14 protein-coding genes are annotated in these 14,337 nt (G+C 57.3%); 8 read left to right on the forward strand and 6 right to left on the reverse strand.

Annotated elements, in window-relative coordinates:
• Positions 1 to 7: 7 nt before the first annotated feature.
• Entirely contained in the window at positions 8 to 1,201 is a 1,194-nt protein-coding gene (locus AC0L7S_RS12925; protein ID WP_473471428.1) for an IS91 family transposase, read from the forward strand.
• A 1,419-nt stretch (positions 1,202 to 2,620) separates the two neighbouring features.
• On the opposite strand, the gene AC0L7S_RS12930 is transcribed toward AC0L7S_RS12925, so the two are convergent.
• On the reverse strand, positions 2,621 to 4,579 hold the full coding sequence (locus AC0L7S_RS12930) for a glycosyltransferase (RefSeq protein ID WP_473471429.1): 1,959 nt from the start codon (positions 4,577 to 4,579) through the stop codon (positions 2,621 to 2,623).
• A gap of 14 nt (positions 4,580 to 4,593) precedes the next feature.
• On the reverse strand, positions 4,594 to 5,883 hold the full coding sequence (locus tag AC0L7S_RS12935; RefSeq protein WP_473471430.1) for an HlyD family secretion protein: 1,290 nt from the start codon (positions 5,881 to 5,883) through the stop codon (positions 4,594 to 4,596).
• A gap of 337 nt (positions 5,884 to 6,220) precedes the next feature.
• Between AC0L7S_RS12935 and AC0L7S_RS12940 the strand changes: the two genes are divergently transcribed.
• Positions 6,221 to 6,616: a (R)-mandelonitrile lyase gene (locus tag AC0L7S_RS12940; protein WP_473471431.1), complete on the forward strand. Its 396-nt coding sequence runs from the start codon at positions 6,221 to 6,223 to the stop codon at positions 6,614 to 6,616.
• 62 nt (positions 6,617 to 6,678) lie between these two features.
• Here the strand turns inward: AC0L7S_RS12940 and AC0L7S_RS12945 are convergent, their stop codons facing one another.
• Positions 6,679 to 7,881: a pyridoxal phosphate-dependent aminotransferase gene (locus tag AC0L7S_RS12945; protein ID WP_473471432.1), complete on the reverse strand. Its 1,203-nt coding sequence runs from the start codon at positions 7,879 to 7,881 to the stop codon at positions 6,679 to 6,681.
• Positions 7,882 to 8,096: 215 nt separating this feature from the next.
• On the opposite strand from AC0L7S_RS12945, the gene AC0L7S_RS12950 reads away from it, so the two are divergent.
• The 3 genes from AC0L7S_RS12950 (at position 8,097) to AC0L7S_RS12960 (ending at position 10,547) form a co-directional block, all read left to right on the forward strand.
• Positions 8,097 to 9,005 (forward strand): EAL domain-containing protein, encoded by a 909-nt coding sequence (locus AC0L7S_RS12950; RefSeq protein ID WP_473471433.1) that lies wholly within the window; start codon positions 8,097 to 8,099, stop codon positions 9,003 to 9,005.
• Complete coding sequence (locus AC0L7S_RS12955; RefSeq protein ID WP_473471434.1) at positions 8,989 to 9,846, forward strand: EAL domain-containing protein; 858 nt, start codon at positions 8,989 to 8,991, stop codon at positions 9,844 to 9,846. The genes AC0L7S_RS12950 and AC0L7S_RS12955 overlap by 17 nt, the downstream gene beginning before the upstream one ends.
• An 89-nt stretch (positions 9,847 to 9,935) precedes the next feature.
• Positions 9,936 to 10,547, forward strand: coding sequence for a glutathione S-transferase family protein (locus tag AC0L7S_RS12960; RefSeq protein WP_473471435.1), 612 nt, complete (start codon positions 9,936 to 9,938; stop codon positions 10,545 to 10,547).
• Positions 10,548 to 10,812: 265 nt separating this feature from the next.
• Here AC0L7S_RS12960 and AC0L7S_RS12965 read toward each other — a convergent pair whose 3' ends face one another.
• On the reverse strand, positions 10,813 to 11,025 hold the full coding sequence (locus AC0L7S_RS12965) for a cold-shock protein (protein ID WP_473471436.1): 213 nt from the start codon (positions 11,023 to 11,025) through the stop codon (positions 10,813 to 10,815).
• 402 nt (positions 11,026 to 11,427) lie between these two features.
• Between AC0L7S_RS12965 and AC0L7S_RS12970 the strand changes: the two genes are divergently transcribed.
• Complete coding sequence (locus tag AC0L7S_RS12970) at positions 11,428 to 11,751, forward strand: hypothetical protein (RefSeq protein ID WP_473471437.1); 324 nt, start codon at positions 11,428 to 11,430, stop codon at positions 11,749 to 11,751.
• On the opposite strand, the gene AC0L7S_RS12975 is transcribed toward AC0L7S_RS12970, so the two are convergent.
• Positions 11,748 to 12,323 carry a methylated-DNA--[protein]-cysteine S-methyltransferase gene (locus tag AC0L7S_RS12975; protein ID WP_473471438.1) on the reverse strand — a complete coding sequence of 192 codons (576 nt, stop codon included), beginning with the start codon at positions 12,321 to 12,323 and terminating at the stop codon, positions 11,748 to 11,750. The two genes, AC0L7S_RS12970 and AC0L7S_RS12975, sit on opposite strands and share 4 nt — an antisense overlap.
• Before the next feature lie 193 nt (positions 12,324 to 12,516).
• Between AC0L7S_RS12975 and AC0L7S_RS12980 the strand changes: the two genes are divergently transcribed.
• Positions 12,517 to 13,227 (forward strand): transglycosylase SLT domain-containing protein, encoded by a 711-nt coding sequence (locus tag AC0L7S_RS12980; protein WP_473471439.1) that lies wholly within the window; start codon positions 12,517 to 12,519, stop codon positions 13,225 to 13,227.
• 27 nt (positions 13,228 to 13,254) lie between these two features.
• Here AC0L7S_RS12980 and AC0L7S_RS12985 read toward each other — a convergent pair whose 3' ends face one another.
• The gene (locus AC0L7S_RS12985; RefSeq protein ID WP_473471440.1) at positions 13,255 to 13,599 is read right to left on the reverse strand and encodes a hypothetical protein; all 345 of its coding nucleotides are present in this window, start codon (positions 13,597 to 13,599) and stop codon (positions 13,255 to 13,257) included.
• A gap of 140 nt (positions 13,600 to 13,739) precedes the next feature.
• Between AC0L7S_RS12985 and AC0L7S_RS12990 the strand changes: the two genes are divergently transcribed.
• Complete coding sequence (locus AC0L7S_RS12990; RefSeq protein WP_473471441.1) at positions 13,740 to 14,195, forward strand: GFA family protein; 456 nt, start codon at positions 13,740 to 13,742, stop codon at positions 14,193 to 14,195.
• Positions 14,196 to 14,337: the final 142 nt, after the last annotated feature.

Genomic DNA, 14,337 nt, shown 5'->3' on the forward strand with positions numbered 1-14,337 from the left:
CGTCGGGGTGACCCGGCCGAAGCTGGAGATCGCTGATATTTTCCGTGCCCATGGGCCTGCGTGGCGGCAGGCCAATGCGGGGCATGTCAGTCTGAGCCAGCTCAAGGTCATGTCGGCGATCGAGGCCTGCCGGACGGAGGCGCTGGGCGGGCACGTGGCCGCCTGCGCAAAATGTGGACACCGCCATATCTCTTACAATTCCTGCAAGAACAGGCATTGCCCGAAGTGTCAGGGGCCCGCAGCGCGCGACTGGATGGCAGCGCGGATAGAAGATCTGCTGCCCGTGGAATATTTCCATGTCGTATTCACTGTACCCGCAGAGATCGCGCAGATTGCCTATTGGAACAAGGAGGCGATCTATGGGCTGCTGTTCCGGGCGTCGGCCGAGACGCTAACCACCATTGCGGCCGATCCACGCCACCTCGGTGTCCGCATCGGCATGACCAGCGTACTGCACAGCTGGGGCTCGGCGCTCACCCATCACCCCCATGTCCACATCATCGTGCCCGGCGGCGGGCTGTCGCCGGACGGCACGCGATGGATCGCCTGCCGTCCGGCGTTTTTTCTGCCAGTGCGGGTCCTGTCGCGGCTGTTTCGACGGTTGTTCATCGAAGGGCTGCTGGCGCTGCATCGCACACGCAATCTGGTATTCTTCGGTGATCTGGCCGGGTTGGCTGAAGCTGACACCTTCGCCGCCTGGCTTGCCCCCTTCCGCAAATCCGAATGGGTGGTCTACGCCAAGCCTCCCTTCGGCGGGCCAGAGGCCGTGCTGGCCTATCTCAGCCGCTATACGCATCGCGTGGCCATCTCCAACAACCGCCTGATCAGCGCCGATGCCAAGACGGTGACCTTCCGCTGGAAGGATTACCGGATCAAGAACGGCGACCGTCAAAAGGTCATGCGGCTGGCCACTGACGAGTTCATCCGCCGCTTTCTGATCCATGTGCTGCCCGATGGCTTCCACCGCATCCGCCATTACGGATTTCTGGCCAGCACAGGCCGCAAGGCCGCAATCGCAAAAATCCGAACCCTGCTCACAGCGGAAGCGGTCAGACAGGATGATCCGCCAAGCGCCGAGATCGTTCCGCTCACCCTACGCGAACCATGCCCAGCCTGCGGCGGCCCGATGCGCATCATCGAGATCTTTCGACGCGGCCAGAAGCCGAGATCGCGTGCCCCACCAAGGGAGCAGGCAGCATGACGAGCCGCCCGTCAACGTGGCCAAAGCTGCCCCGGAAAGATATGACGCTCCGGGATGGCATCGGTTTGCGCCACACAACGCTGAACACCGCAAGACCGTCGAACGCGGCAAGAAGGAGGCCGTCAGACCTGCTTCCGATCATGTCATCGCACGCCCCCAGATCAGCCCGTCTGCTTCTGCCGCCAGCGTCGAACTCCACAACAGGCGTTCGCTCCCGCGCGCTTTCCCCATAGGTCCCGCCCAAACTCCGCGGCTTCCTCCTTCCAAGGTTTGTCAACGCGGGCCGCCAATGCCGGTGGCCAACATCGCGCTGCGGCCCGCATCGAAAAACCTTCAGGAAAGCGGAATGGCCGCTTCTGGAGGGTAATGCAAGAAAGCCGTCTCCCAAGTGGTTGGCGCTGAAACAGAATTGGTAATTCTGTTTCAGCGTGACTTTATGTTTGCCGGTAGGCAACTGCCGCCTACGAACGTTCTAAATGCGTGTCGGTCATGCGTCTCGTACGGCAAACGGACGTGTACCCCGACAGCGCTTTGTAGCCACTGTTCGTCGTCAACGAGTATTCCGTGCCAGCCTTTACCACAACCCACTCCCCGATCATAATATCTATACCGTTAATAGTCATATCTCCCGATATAAGCAGGCGGAATATACTTTCGTCATGACTGTGTGGTTGGACAGTTGTGCCGGCAGATGTATCGACAATATAAAATAACCCATATGAAATTAATGGCCATGCAATAGTTGTCTTAATTATGTTGTCGTCGACTCCGTCTAGCAATATCGGAATATTTACATTTCGCGACAGGAGAAGTCCGTCGACGAATTCGGTATTCGCATTTTCAATTCGGGTAAGATGTGTAGACAGGGTTTCATGAATCTCGCGGTCAGGCATAGTACCACTTCCTTTTGTTTTATAGCCATCGTATAGAGGCACGGAATTTTCTTGGGAGCAATCGGGGCGCGCGCCGAAACAAAGCGAGCTTCGACATTGAAACAGAATCATAGTATTCTGTTTCAGGGATTAAACGTCCGCTTCAAGGCAACGACGATAACGATGGGAATGTCTTGGATGGGGTCGCAAGCGACGACGATGGCCCACCCTTGGGGCGTTCGCTTTCCGGCCAGATCTCAGGGGGGTCGCTGGTCGCGCGAAACTGCCACCACCTATGCCCGCTCGAATGTCTGCTTTCGGTGAAATGCCGGTGCCGCCGTTTCGACCGCAATGAGGTCGGTAGCGGAACGGCAATTTATCGATGGTAGCCGCCCTAGACCGGACGTTCGGCTGTCGGCCCAGATTGAGACGTTTTTGTCTCGTCGCCGAGCGTCGTTATGCCCTGCGCATTCAAAAATTCAATCCGTATCTCCAGCAAAACCCGGCACGGTGGTTCGCCGCTGGTTCCGGTGTTGCCAGCGGTGTTTTATCGGAGAAGGCGGGCGAGAACCTTGCGGGCAACAGCACCGGGTTTGACGGTGCCGATCAACGCCCGGTAATCGCCTGAATAGACACGGCGCAGCATCGCGGTGCGTGTGCCTTGCGTCTGCTCCAGCGAAATGGCGAATTCGGCTTCGGTGCGCCTGACAATGGTGCCTTCGAAATGGGCATTGCCAAGTTGCACCGAGACTTCGGTTCCTATTGGTGCGCGAATATTGCCGAGCAGGCGCATGCCCCCCACCGAGACGTCGGCGGTGACATAGATGTGATGTTCTGTGCCAAAGGATACGATGACGGTTTCAGCACCCAGAAGGCGTTCGTGGCGGCGCTGGCGCGGTTTTTCAACACAAACCGCGATTGCGGCAACGAGGATCACCATATTGTACCATGACCAGTAAAGCGCGACCATGCTGGAGTCCTGAAGCGGACCGCGCCCGCCAAAGGAAACAATGATGCCAAGCACGGTCAGGCCGAGCAGCAGGGCGAACTGGTTCATCATGCCCCATTGGATGACGGTCTTGCTGCGGTCGCCACCCTTGGCCGTGACCTTGAATTTCTGGCCCTTCGGCTTGAACAGGCCGATTACCACGGCTTTGAGAATTTCACGTGCGGCAAGTAGTTGCGAAATATCGGTCATCACCGGCAAGACACGTTGTCCCGATAGCCAGCCCATCACGGCGATCTGCGCGAAATAATAGGGCAGGAAGTTCGATATGCCATCGACGGTTCCCACCTGCACGGCATTGATGCCCAGCAGCAGGTAGAAAATTGGCACCAGAATGCCGGCCACGCGAAACAAATAGGCCATGCTCCAGTAAAGCAGGCTTTCGATAAGGCTGACGCGGTCGATGAATTGAAGCCCGTTGCGCAAGTTGAACGGACCGTCCTTGCCGCGAATGATCTGGATGAAGCCGAGACACCAGCGGCTGCGCTGGGTGATGTATTCCTGAAGGCCCTCAGGGGCGAGGCCGAGCGAAAGACGCTCATTGAGATAGACCGTGCGAAAGCCGTTGCGTTTCAGGCGTAGCGTCAGGAGATAGTCTTCCGTTACCGATTCCGTGGGAAAACCACCGGCGAGCTGCAATGCTTCCATGCGGATGACTGACGATGTCCCGCAGCAAAATGCAGTTCCCCATGCATCTTTCGCCGGCATCAGGACATCGAAGAAATAGCGTTGTTCGTCGGGCCATGCGTCCGAGGCTTGAAGATTGGCCTGGATGGGATCGGGGTTGATGAAATGCTGCGGCGTCTGGACGATGCCGACATCGGTTTCCTTGAACAGGCTCAAGGCGCGTGACAGGAACACCGGCGTCGTCACGAAATCCGCATCCAGCACCGAAATGAAATCGGGCGGCACCGGCAGGGCCGAGACGTGGCGAATGGCGTGATTGATGTTGCCCGCCTTGGCATGTGCATTGTCGGGCCGGGTCAAATAGTTGCAGCCCAGTTCCTCGGCCAGATCGCTCAGCCATTCGCGGCGGCCGTCATCGAGAACCCATACCCTGAAATTTGGGTAGGTCATGCCTGTCGCGCCAATGATGGTGCGTTCGAGGATTTCGCGATCTTCGTTATAGGTGCAGATGAAGACGTCGACCAGCGGCATGCGTGGCTGGTTCATCAGCCAACTGGTGTTGCGCTCGACCTCAGGCGTGCGATTGCTGGTCCGCGCAAGCGTTATGTAGGAAATCACCGATCCCGTTACCGCACCGAGTTCGATGAGGAAAAACAGCCAGCCGGCAAAGAAATCGACCGGTTGATCTATCGTCGGGATGGTTGCGGTGATGCGCCAGTAGAGATATCTGGCCGTTAGTGCCAGAACCAGCATGATGGGCAAAACCCGATAGCGGCTGTTCCTGTCTATCCACGGCATTGTCACGAGAAGCAGGCCGGCAATCAAAAGACCGGGTACTGCGCCTTCGGACAGAACTGACAGGATAGGGTTCATGGATGATCCCGCGCTCAGGATGCCGTTTTGCCGAACACGACACGTCCGGTACGCCCGACCGGGCAGGCATCATCCTGACGCATACCGTCAACCGCTACCGACACACGATAGGCTTCCTTGGTAAGCGCCGATGGCAGAATGGCGAAATTGGATGCTGCCGATGAAACGCCGCTCATCTGCACAACCTTGCCCGGCAAGGCGGTCGAGCCGTCGCGGAAGGTGAATTGTGCATCCATGCCGACCGACAGCGTATTGTAGACCGCTTCGGTAACGGCGGTTGTCACCAGAAGTTTCGAGCAATCGAGCACGCTGACCAGAGGCTGACCGGCAACCACCTGTTCACCGGGCGCGGTGAGAAGTTCCCATATCTGGCCGCGAACCGGCGCGATCAGCCTGGCGCTGCTGGCGAGTTGGAACAGGCTATTCTCACGCTGCAAGCCGTTCTCCAGACGCTTGACCCTGGTTTCCAGCTTGGTCTTTTCGGACTGGAGCGATGTCATAGTCTCGGCGATGTCATCGAGGCGCTGGGCCGAACGCGGTTCGTCATCGTAGCCGTCACCGAAAAACCGGTTCTGGCTCAAAGCTTCGGCTTCCACGCCAAGGGATGTCTTTCGGGCTTGCGCCTGATCAACCACAGCTTTGGCAACGTCGAGATCACGTTTGGCATTTTCGCTTGTCGTGCGGGCGCCCGCACCGGATTTCGACAGTGCGGACTGGCGCTCGAACTCGGTTTCAGCGCGCGCAAGCACAGCGTTTGCGGCAATCAATTGCGCGTCGATTTCCGATATGTCGGCGGCAACGCGGACCTTGCGGTCGGCGCGATAGGCTTCGACGCGCTGGCTTACCTTGGTGCGCAGGTCGGCAAGGCGCGCAATATGGGCCTCAACAGCGGTGAGATCCTCGCGTGCCGTTTCCAGATTTTCGGCGACGCGCTCGACATTGTTGTGGTCGGCGCGTGGATTTGCCACTTCCGTCAGGGTCACACCCGATGTGACAGGACTTCCAACGCGCATGTCATTGAGGCCACCTTCGACGACACCGCTGATCGGCGCACGAAGGGTCACAACCTGCGCGTTTACCACAGCCTCGACGCTTGACACCTGAAACAGGCGTTGCAGCGGAAGCCAACCTACGGTTGCGATGATTGCCAGACCCGCCACGGTTTTGAGAATACGCGACTTTGTCGGCGTAAGCGGCTTGCCTATCCGGGCAGGTTCTGGCGCAGGCGTAGGTGTCGGCGTTTCGGGGGCACGTTTTTGAGTGTCCTCGTGGTCGACGAATTCCTTGTGCAACAATGACTGCAACGCCGCTGCACCTTGATTGCCCGGCGCTGCTTCAGACTTGGCCGCCTTGGATTCTGACGGTTTCAGACTGCGCGGACGCTTTTGAATTCTTCACGCGTTTGGGCTGTGCCCCAACCTGTGATGCCATTTGATGTTACCCGTTGATACGGGGTCCCTGCTAAGGTGAATAAGTGCCAGTTCTTGGACCGGCTTTGTTTTACTGATGCCATACTGAAGGGAATGAGTTGCGAGAGATTAAACTTCGATACAATTTAGACGGGATGGATAACGCTTCGTGAAAGCCACAACTCTGTTAAGGCAATGCAAAGCACGGCAGATGAAATGAGGAATAGTTCAAATGAAGATCACACCTTGCGGGGCCGAACCGACGATTTTCGCATCCGATAAATATTTTACCGGGCGCGTATCGCAAACACCGATCATCGTGGCTGAAGAGCCGGCACGGCTTCGGGCCCTGACGGTGAATTTCGAACCGGGCGCGCGCACCGCGTGGCACACGCATCCGCTTGGCCAGACACTCCATGTCGTATCAGGGCGCGGGCTGGTCCAAAGCTGGGGTGGGGCAATTCAGGAGATCAGGGCAGGCGATACGATCTGGTTCTCGCCCGGTGAAAAACATTGGCATGGTGCAGGACCAACAACGGCGATGGCCCATATAGCGATGCAGGAATCGCTCGACGGCAGGCAGGTCGATTGGCTCGAAAAGGTCAGCGACGAACAATATGGCGCATGATTGAACCGGCTTTCAAACTGAACCCGGCGCAAGACCGGGTTCGTTATTGAAACTCAACCTGTTCAGGTGAGTGATGCAGTGAACCGCTGGATACGCGTGCAGGCTTCCTCAAGCAGGGCATCCGACGTGGCGTAGGATATGCGGAAATTCGGACCAAGACCGAATGCCGAACCAAAAACCACCGCGACACCCTCGGTTTCGAGCAATTGCGTGCAGAAGCTTTCGTCGCTGTCGATGATTTTGCCGTCGGCGGTCTTCTTGCCAATCAGATCAGCGCAAGACGGATAGACATAAAATGCGCCCTCCGGCGACGGGCAGGAAATGCCGCGTGCCTGATTGAGCATCGACACCACGAGATCACGGCGCGCCTGAAACACCGCCTTGTTCGTGGCGATGAAATCCTGTGGGCCGTTCAGGGCTTCGACTGCCGCCCATTGCGCAATGGTGCAGGCTCCGGAAGTCTGCTGGCCCTGAATCATATCCATTGCCTTGACGAGTTGAACCGGACCGGCAGCGTAACCGATGCGCCAACCGGTCATCGCGTAGGCTTTCGACACGCCATTCATGGTCAGCGTGCGCTCATAAAGCTGTGGCTCGACCTCGGCGATGGTCTTGAAGACGAAATCGCCATAGGTGAGGTGCTCATACATATCGTCGGTCAAAACCCAGACATGCGGATGCTTGAGAAGCACATCCGCCAACGCCCGCAATTCAGCCTCGGTGTAGGCGGCCCCCGACGGGTTGGACGGTGAATTCATCAACAGCCATTTCGTGCGCGGCGTGATCGTCTTATCAAGCGCGGCTGCGGTGAGCTTGAATCCATTGTCGATGCCCGTATCGGCAAAGACTGAAGTTCCGCCGCAGATCGCCACCATTTCGGGGTAGCTTACCCAATAGGGCCGCGGGATGATGACCTCGTCGCCTGAATTGAGCGTCGCCATGAAGGCGTTGAACAGGATCTGCTTGCCGCCCGTACCAACGATGGTTTGCTCGGGACGATATTCGAGATTGTTCTCGCGCTTGAATTTGCTGGCGATGGCCTCGCGCAGTGGCACGATGCCGGAAACCGGCGGGTATTTTGTTTCGCCACGCCTGATTGCCTCAATCGCTGCGTTCTTGATGTTGTCGGGTGTGTCGAAATCCGGTTCACCGGCACCGAGGCCAATCACATCACGACCGGCATTTTTCAGTTCACGCGCTTTCTGGGTAACCGCGATGGTGGCGGACGGCTTTACGCGGGAAAGGGCGTCAGCAAGAAAGGCCATGAACAATGTCTCCGATGTGTGGACAAGATGAGGTGCAATTCACGGCGTTTCTATTGTCGCATCGGGCGGGCAAGTGCAAGCATCGTCAGCCCCTCCGGTCGTAAAATGAAAGCGCGGGTCTGAAAACCGGGCTCCGCCACACATTAACGTGCGGTAAAATGTTCAGGGCATAAGATTGCGCGCGATTATTCGCTGGAGACAGATAGCGAGGAATAGTGGCGCGGAGCGTTGGACTTGCGCATATCATACGGCAGGACGACGGTACTTCTACCGGCGTGTGGGGTGTTTATACGCTAAAAAGCGCGTTCCAGCCGATCTTCGCGTTCAAGCAGGGCAAGCTTTCGGTGGCTGCGTTCGAAGGTCTTATCCGGCCATTTCGCGATGGCGAACCGCAATCGCCGGGGGCGTTTTTCAGCACATGTCCGCCATGTGACCGGCTGCATGTCGAGGCGTTGACCCGCACGCTTCACCTGCTCAATGCAGGCAGTTGTTTACCGGAAGAGACATCCATCTTTGTCAATTTCGACCCGTCTGTTTTCACCGACCGTTCGATTGCCGAAAATGCCTTGCGCGATATGCGGCTGGTCTTGCACGAAGCAGGCATCGATGCGCGGCGTGTCGTTTGCGAGGTCACGGAACAGAAATCGGCTTCGCAGCGCACATTGTTCGATTTTGTCGAAGAACTGCGCGCCAGTGGCTTCCGGATTGCCGTTGACGATTATGGATCGGACGATTCCGATATCAATCGCATCAAGGAACTGAAGCCCGATATCGTCAAATTCGATGCGATATGGATCAATCAATTGATGGAGTCGGGGGCCGGATTTGCCCTGTTGACCGCAATGGTCGATGCTTTTGAGCAGCAGGATATCCGCACCGTGTTTGAAGGGATCGAGGAAAGCTGGCAACTCGATCTGGCCGAAAAATCCGGCGCTTCGATGGTTCAGGGCTTCATTCTGGCGCGCCCGGAACTGGCACCAACCAGTTTCCGCGTCTTTGCCAGCAATGACCAGGCGGCGGCGTCACCGAAAATGGAAGACGCACATGTTTCGCCGCGCGTGACCTTGCAGGAAGGCCAGCCAGGGCATTCGGACGCCGGACTGCGCAATGAAGCCACCGCATGAACGACGGCGCGATGTCGGTGGCTCGATTTTCGCGGATGAGATCGGCATCGAATACGGTGTTTATGGTGAGTTTCGGTTGCGTAGTGCCTATCAGCCGATTTTCGGCGTGCGCGACAAGTTCCTGACGCCGGTGGCGGTGGAAGCCCTGATCGAGCCGCATCGCGATGGCAAGGCCGTTTCATCGGCCGTGTTTTTCGAGGGCATTGGCGCGCAAGACCAGCTTTATGTCGAAGCGATGTGCCGCACACTTCACCTGCGTAATTTTCGCAATATCGGAGTTGAGGGGCTGGATCTTTTCTTCAACTTCGATCCGAGCATCAACGATCATGTCGGGCGGGTCTTGTCTGAACTGCGCCTGATGGCCGGCCGCCTTGAGGAATATGATCTTCATCCTGGAAAGCTGGTTTGCGAGATCACTGAAATGGCGGCCCCTGACGACAAGGTGCTGGTTGCGCTGGTGCGTGAAATGCGCCGCAACGGACTTCGCGTGGCGATCGACGATTTCGGGGCAGGGCATTCGACCGAGGAACGCCTTCGGCTCGTCGAGCCGGATATCGTCAAGATTGATGGTGCGTGGTTTGCGTTGTTGTGCCGGTATCCGGCTGCCGAGAAGCTTTTCAAACCGCTTGTTACGCTGTTGCATGACCTTGGTGCAAAGGTGCTTGTCGAAGGCATCGAGCAGCCAGCGCAATTGCAACTGGCGTTGCAAAGTGGTGCCGACATGCTGCAAGGTTTTCTTTTGGCGCGCCCGGCACTGGCGGGGGTGATTTTTCAAGAAGAGCCGCTCGAACTTGCACGCTTGCTGAGAGGTCTGGGGCAGACCAAACCCGTGTTCGGCTGAAGCCCTGCAAATATGCGTGCTGTACCAATATAAATTGCTGGATGCCTCATGCTTGCCGGGGCACTATTGGCGTGCATGAGGCAAAGCAGATGAACACACTTTATGGAATGCTCGACAGCGGCAATTGCTATAAACCGCGCCTGTTGATGGCCAAGCTCGGGTTGTCGTTCAAGAATGTTGAAGTGAGCAGCCACACCGGCGATACCCGCAAGCCGGAATTTGTTGCCAAGAACGCCAACGCGATGGTGCCCCTTCTGGAATTGGAAGACGGGCGGCGCATTGCCGAGTCCAATGCCATCCTGCTTTATTTGGCCGAGGGTACGCGGTTTCTTCCTGCCGACCGCTATGATCGGGCATTGGCTTATCAGTGGTTGTTCTTCGAGCAATACAGCCATGAGCCTTATATTGCGGTGCGCAAGGCATTGCTGACATTTCCAGAACGCGCCCATGATGCGACGCCTGAACGTTTGGCATTGACACTTGAACGGGGCAACAAGGCGCTCAAGATAATGAACGGTCATTTGACGCAGAATGCCTTCTTCGCTGGCAAGGCGCTGAGTGTCGCCGACATTTCACTCTATGCCTATTCTCATGTGGCAGAGTATGGCGGCTTTCAGCTTGATGCCTATCCAGCCGTCGCGGCGTGGTTGAAGCGGGTAGAAATGGACCCCGGCCATGTGACGATAGACTGGTTGCCCTGATCGTCGTGGCGTGTTTGCGAATTGCCGTCGATAACAGCGCAATAACTACGCGACATGTGGAAATTCAGGCAAAGAAAAAGGCGGGAAAAATCCCGCCTTTCGATGCTTGGAAGCCTGATCGGGAACATCAGGGCCGGGCCGGCAGCAATCTGCTGCGTCGACTTGTCGGGTCCATCTGCTCCGGCGCGCTTTACGCACGACCGCCAGTACATCCGTGACTTGCCGCGCGCTCTGAACTATCGCTCAGCGCGCGCCATTCGCAAAATCAGGCTGCCTTGCTAAGAGATCCAGCGGACGACTTGCCAGTGCGGCGGTCCTGCTCGATCTCGAAATCGATCTTCTGGCCTTCGACGAGGGTCGAAAGACCTGCACGTTCAACAGCGGAGATATGAACGAAAACGTCCGCGCCGCCATTGTCTGGTTGAATAAAGCCGAAACCTTTGGTGGCGTTAAACCACTTAACGGTACCAGTTGCCATTTGTATTTCCTTCACATTTGCTACGTTTTGTGGCCCGAACAAGTCTGGCCGGTGTATCGAGATTTTGGAGATAGACGTCAGCAAACGCGAAAATCGCGAGGCCCGGATCGATCGGCCGAAATATCAACGAGTTGCATATAGAGACTGTTTAAGGCGAATACAAGGCCGTACCGGGCGTGTTTCAGATTGAGGCCGTCATGCAGATAAAACCGCCGGGAATGGTGCGGATTACACAACATAGATAGGGCTGGTGGCAATCCATTGGCGAAGGCATGGCTTCGCGCGGGGTGCTTGGGGATGCGCGTCAAATGTGCGCCGCAATCGGGTGAAATCATTGGAATGTGGACGGTTTTGATGCGGAATATGTGGCCGTGCCTGCGATGAGAACCCGTGGAGTAGGTGATGAAATCCATCTTGCTGGCGGTTTGTCTTTGTTTTGTAGCTGCTGAGGCGCACGCGATTTCGCGTTATGATCCAACGCGGATGAGTTGCGATCAGGTGCGCTCGACGGTCAACCGCGATGGCGCTGCGATCCTGCGCTATCGCTCCACGCGCACGCCGGGTATTTCGCTTTATGACCGCTATGTGCGCGATGATCGGTTTTGCGAAAGGGGAGAGGTGCGCAAACGCGCCTTTGTGCCGAGTGCCGATTTGAAGGCCTGTCCCGTTTTCAAATGCATACGGCCGGAATTCGACCGGCGGTTTCGGCGATTGTTCCCGGACTAGAAGCTGAAAGCGGCCTGCGCCGAGGGCGGCGGACCAATGCTAACCCCTTCAAGTGACAGCATTTTTTCCTTGGTGGCCGCGCCGCCGACTGCGGAAAAGCCGCCGATCTTGCCGCCTGCCGCGAGGATGCGGTGGCAGGGAATGACCAGCGGCACGGGATTGGCGCCAAGCGCCGCGCCGGTTTCGCGGGCAAGACCGGCATGACCGGCGCGTTTGGCCAGTTCGCCATAGGTGACGGTTTGACCAAATGCGAGGTTTCGGGCGGCGCGATAGATGGCGAGCTGGAAATCGTCGGCGCCTGCGAGGTCAACCGGAACGCTTGTAAAATCAATGGCTTGGCCGCTGGTATAGGCTTTTATCGCGGCGATCAGGCGCGTGATCCATGCAGGTGAAACGTCTGTGATTCCGGCATTTCCGGTCAGGCGCAACAGGCGGCGTTCTACTGCCTCGCGGCTGCTTTGCGGCAGGCAAAGGCGGGTAAGTCCTGCCTCACTCCAGGCTATTGCCATGAAGCCCATATCGGTGCCGAATACGGTCTGACCGCTTGAAATTATGTGGTTTGACGCTTCCATTTCGGCCCTTTTTTGCCGCCGTTTTCCTGTTTTTGCGCTGAAAACGCGACGGAAATGGTACAAATCGCGAACAAAATTGCATTTTTTGGCCGCGTTTTCCACCCGTTTCCTGCAAAAACCACAGGTTGCTCGTCAAAATCTGGTGGTGTAAAGGACTTGTTTACTGTTCCGACCAACGGACCTTGAGCCCGGTTTGTACGCGAAGCCATTCATTGTTGCGATTGCCATGATGCTGGCGATGTTTTCCGTTGCGGGTTGCACATCGACCTCGCAAGGAACATTGACGTCCGGCCTTGGCGATAATGAAAGCATTGCGCTGGCATTACCCGATGCGGTTTCGGTGTTGCCGGAGAGTGCCTTTGCAAGTGGGGCGAACAGTGCTGACATGGCCGCGCTTTCGACTTCGGAGCCATCCGGCCAGTCTGTGCCGGATGAACCTTTGATGGTCGCGTCGATCCAGCCGCAATTTGAGCCGGCATCTTTCGTTGCCCCCATCCAGCCTGCCGGGCCAATCAGTGAGATCGACGGGCTGATTGCCAAATATGCGACGGTTTATGATCTGCCGGTGGCTTTCGTGCGGCGCGTGGTCAACCGCGAAAGCACGTTCAACCCGCGCGCTTATAACAAGGGCCATTGGGGGTTGATGCAGATCAAGCACGCGACGGCGCGCGGCATGGGGTATCGCGGACCGGCGAAGGGTCTGCTCGATGCCGAGACGAATTTGAAATATGCGGTGAAATATCTGCGCGGCGCATGGCTGGTGGCCGATGGCAATGCCGATCGCGCCGACCGGCTTTACCAACGCGGCTATTATTACGCCGCCAAGCGCAAGGGGCTGCTTGAGGCAACCGGCCTTGGCAAAGACCGCAAACGCCGCCGTGGCAAGGTCGATCCCGAGGCTTGAGCCTCAAAAGGGAGCGGCTTGGCTTCCTCAGATGTCGGGCGTGTTGCCGATGCGGCTTTTCATTTCGAGCGCCCATGCGCGGCCTTCGTCGCCACCCCATAACAACCACGCGATATAGCCGGCGGACGGATTGTCCTCATTGCCGTAATTCTTGCCGCGCTTGTCCACTTCGTGGCGGGCAAAATAGCTGACCATGCGCCGTATGGTGGAGGGGCCCAGCGCCTTGCGGGCTTTCAGTTCGGTTGCGCGCCCCACGCCGATTTCGGTGCCGCCACGCCCGAATTTTGCACGAAACGCCAAGCCCCTGGCGGCATTGTCGGCAACGATCTGCGGCGGCACCAGGGAGATTTCGTCGGGTTCGTGATTGGTCATGCGGTTTTTATAGCGCGAATGGGCGGCACACGCATCAGCGGCCATTTTTCAGGTGTCTGCATCTGGCAGGAGCGGATGCGCAACGGGGGACAAATCGGCCTGATTGTTGCTATAGCGAGTGAAACAGCAAAGAGGCCATCATGTCACATATTCCGCTTCCCCTTGCCGGTTCGTGCCGCTGCGGGCGGGTTGAATTTCGCGTTACCAAGGCCCCGATCTGCACGGCTGCCTGTCACTGTCCGGGTTGCCAGAAAATGGCGGCCAGCGCCTATTCACTGACGGCGATGGTGCCAGCGGACGGGTTTGAAATGACACAAGGCCAGCCGGTGATTGGCGGGCTGCACGGCGCGGACATCCACCATTATTTCTGCGGGCATTGCATGACGTGGCTTTTTACAAAGCCGCAAGGCATGGATTTCGTCAATGTGCGGCCAACCATGCTGAATGAAAAAAGCTGGTTTCGCCCCTACATGGAAACCTATGCCAGCACCAAGCTGCCGTTCGCTGAAACCGGCGCGGTGAAGAGTTTTGAGACATTCCCCGCGATGGAGGATTTAGAGGGATTGGTGCGGGGATATGCGGAGTGGGCTGGGTGAGGGGGTTGTCCCCTTGTGGGGAAGGGGAGCGCGACGTTGATTTGAAACAACGTTTTACCAGCAGTAGAAACAGGCCGCTCGCTCTTGCAGGCCTCATATCTAAAAATTAGCTACCACTTATAAGTGGAAATAATTCTATCCA

The organism is Mesorhizobium sp. G2-6-1 (assembly GCF_055809095.1).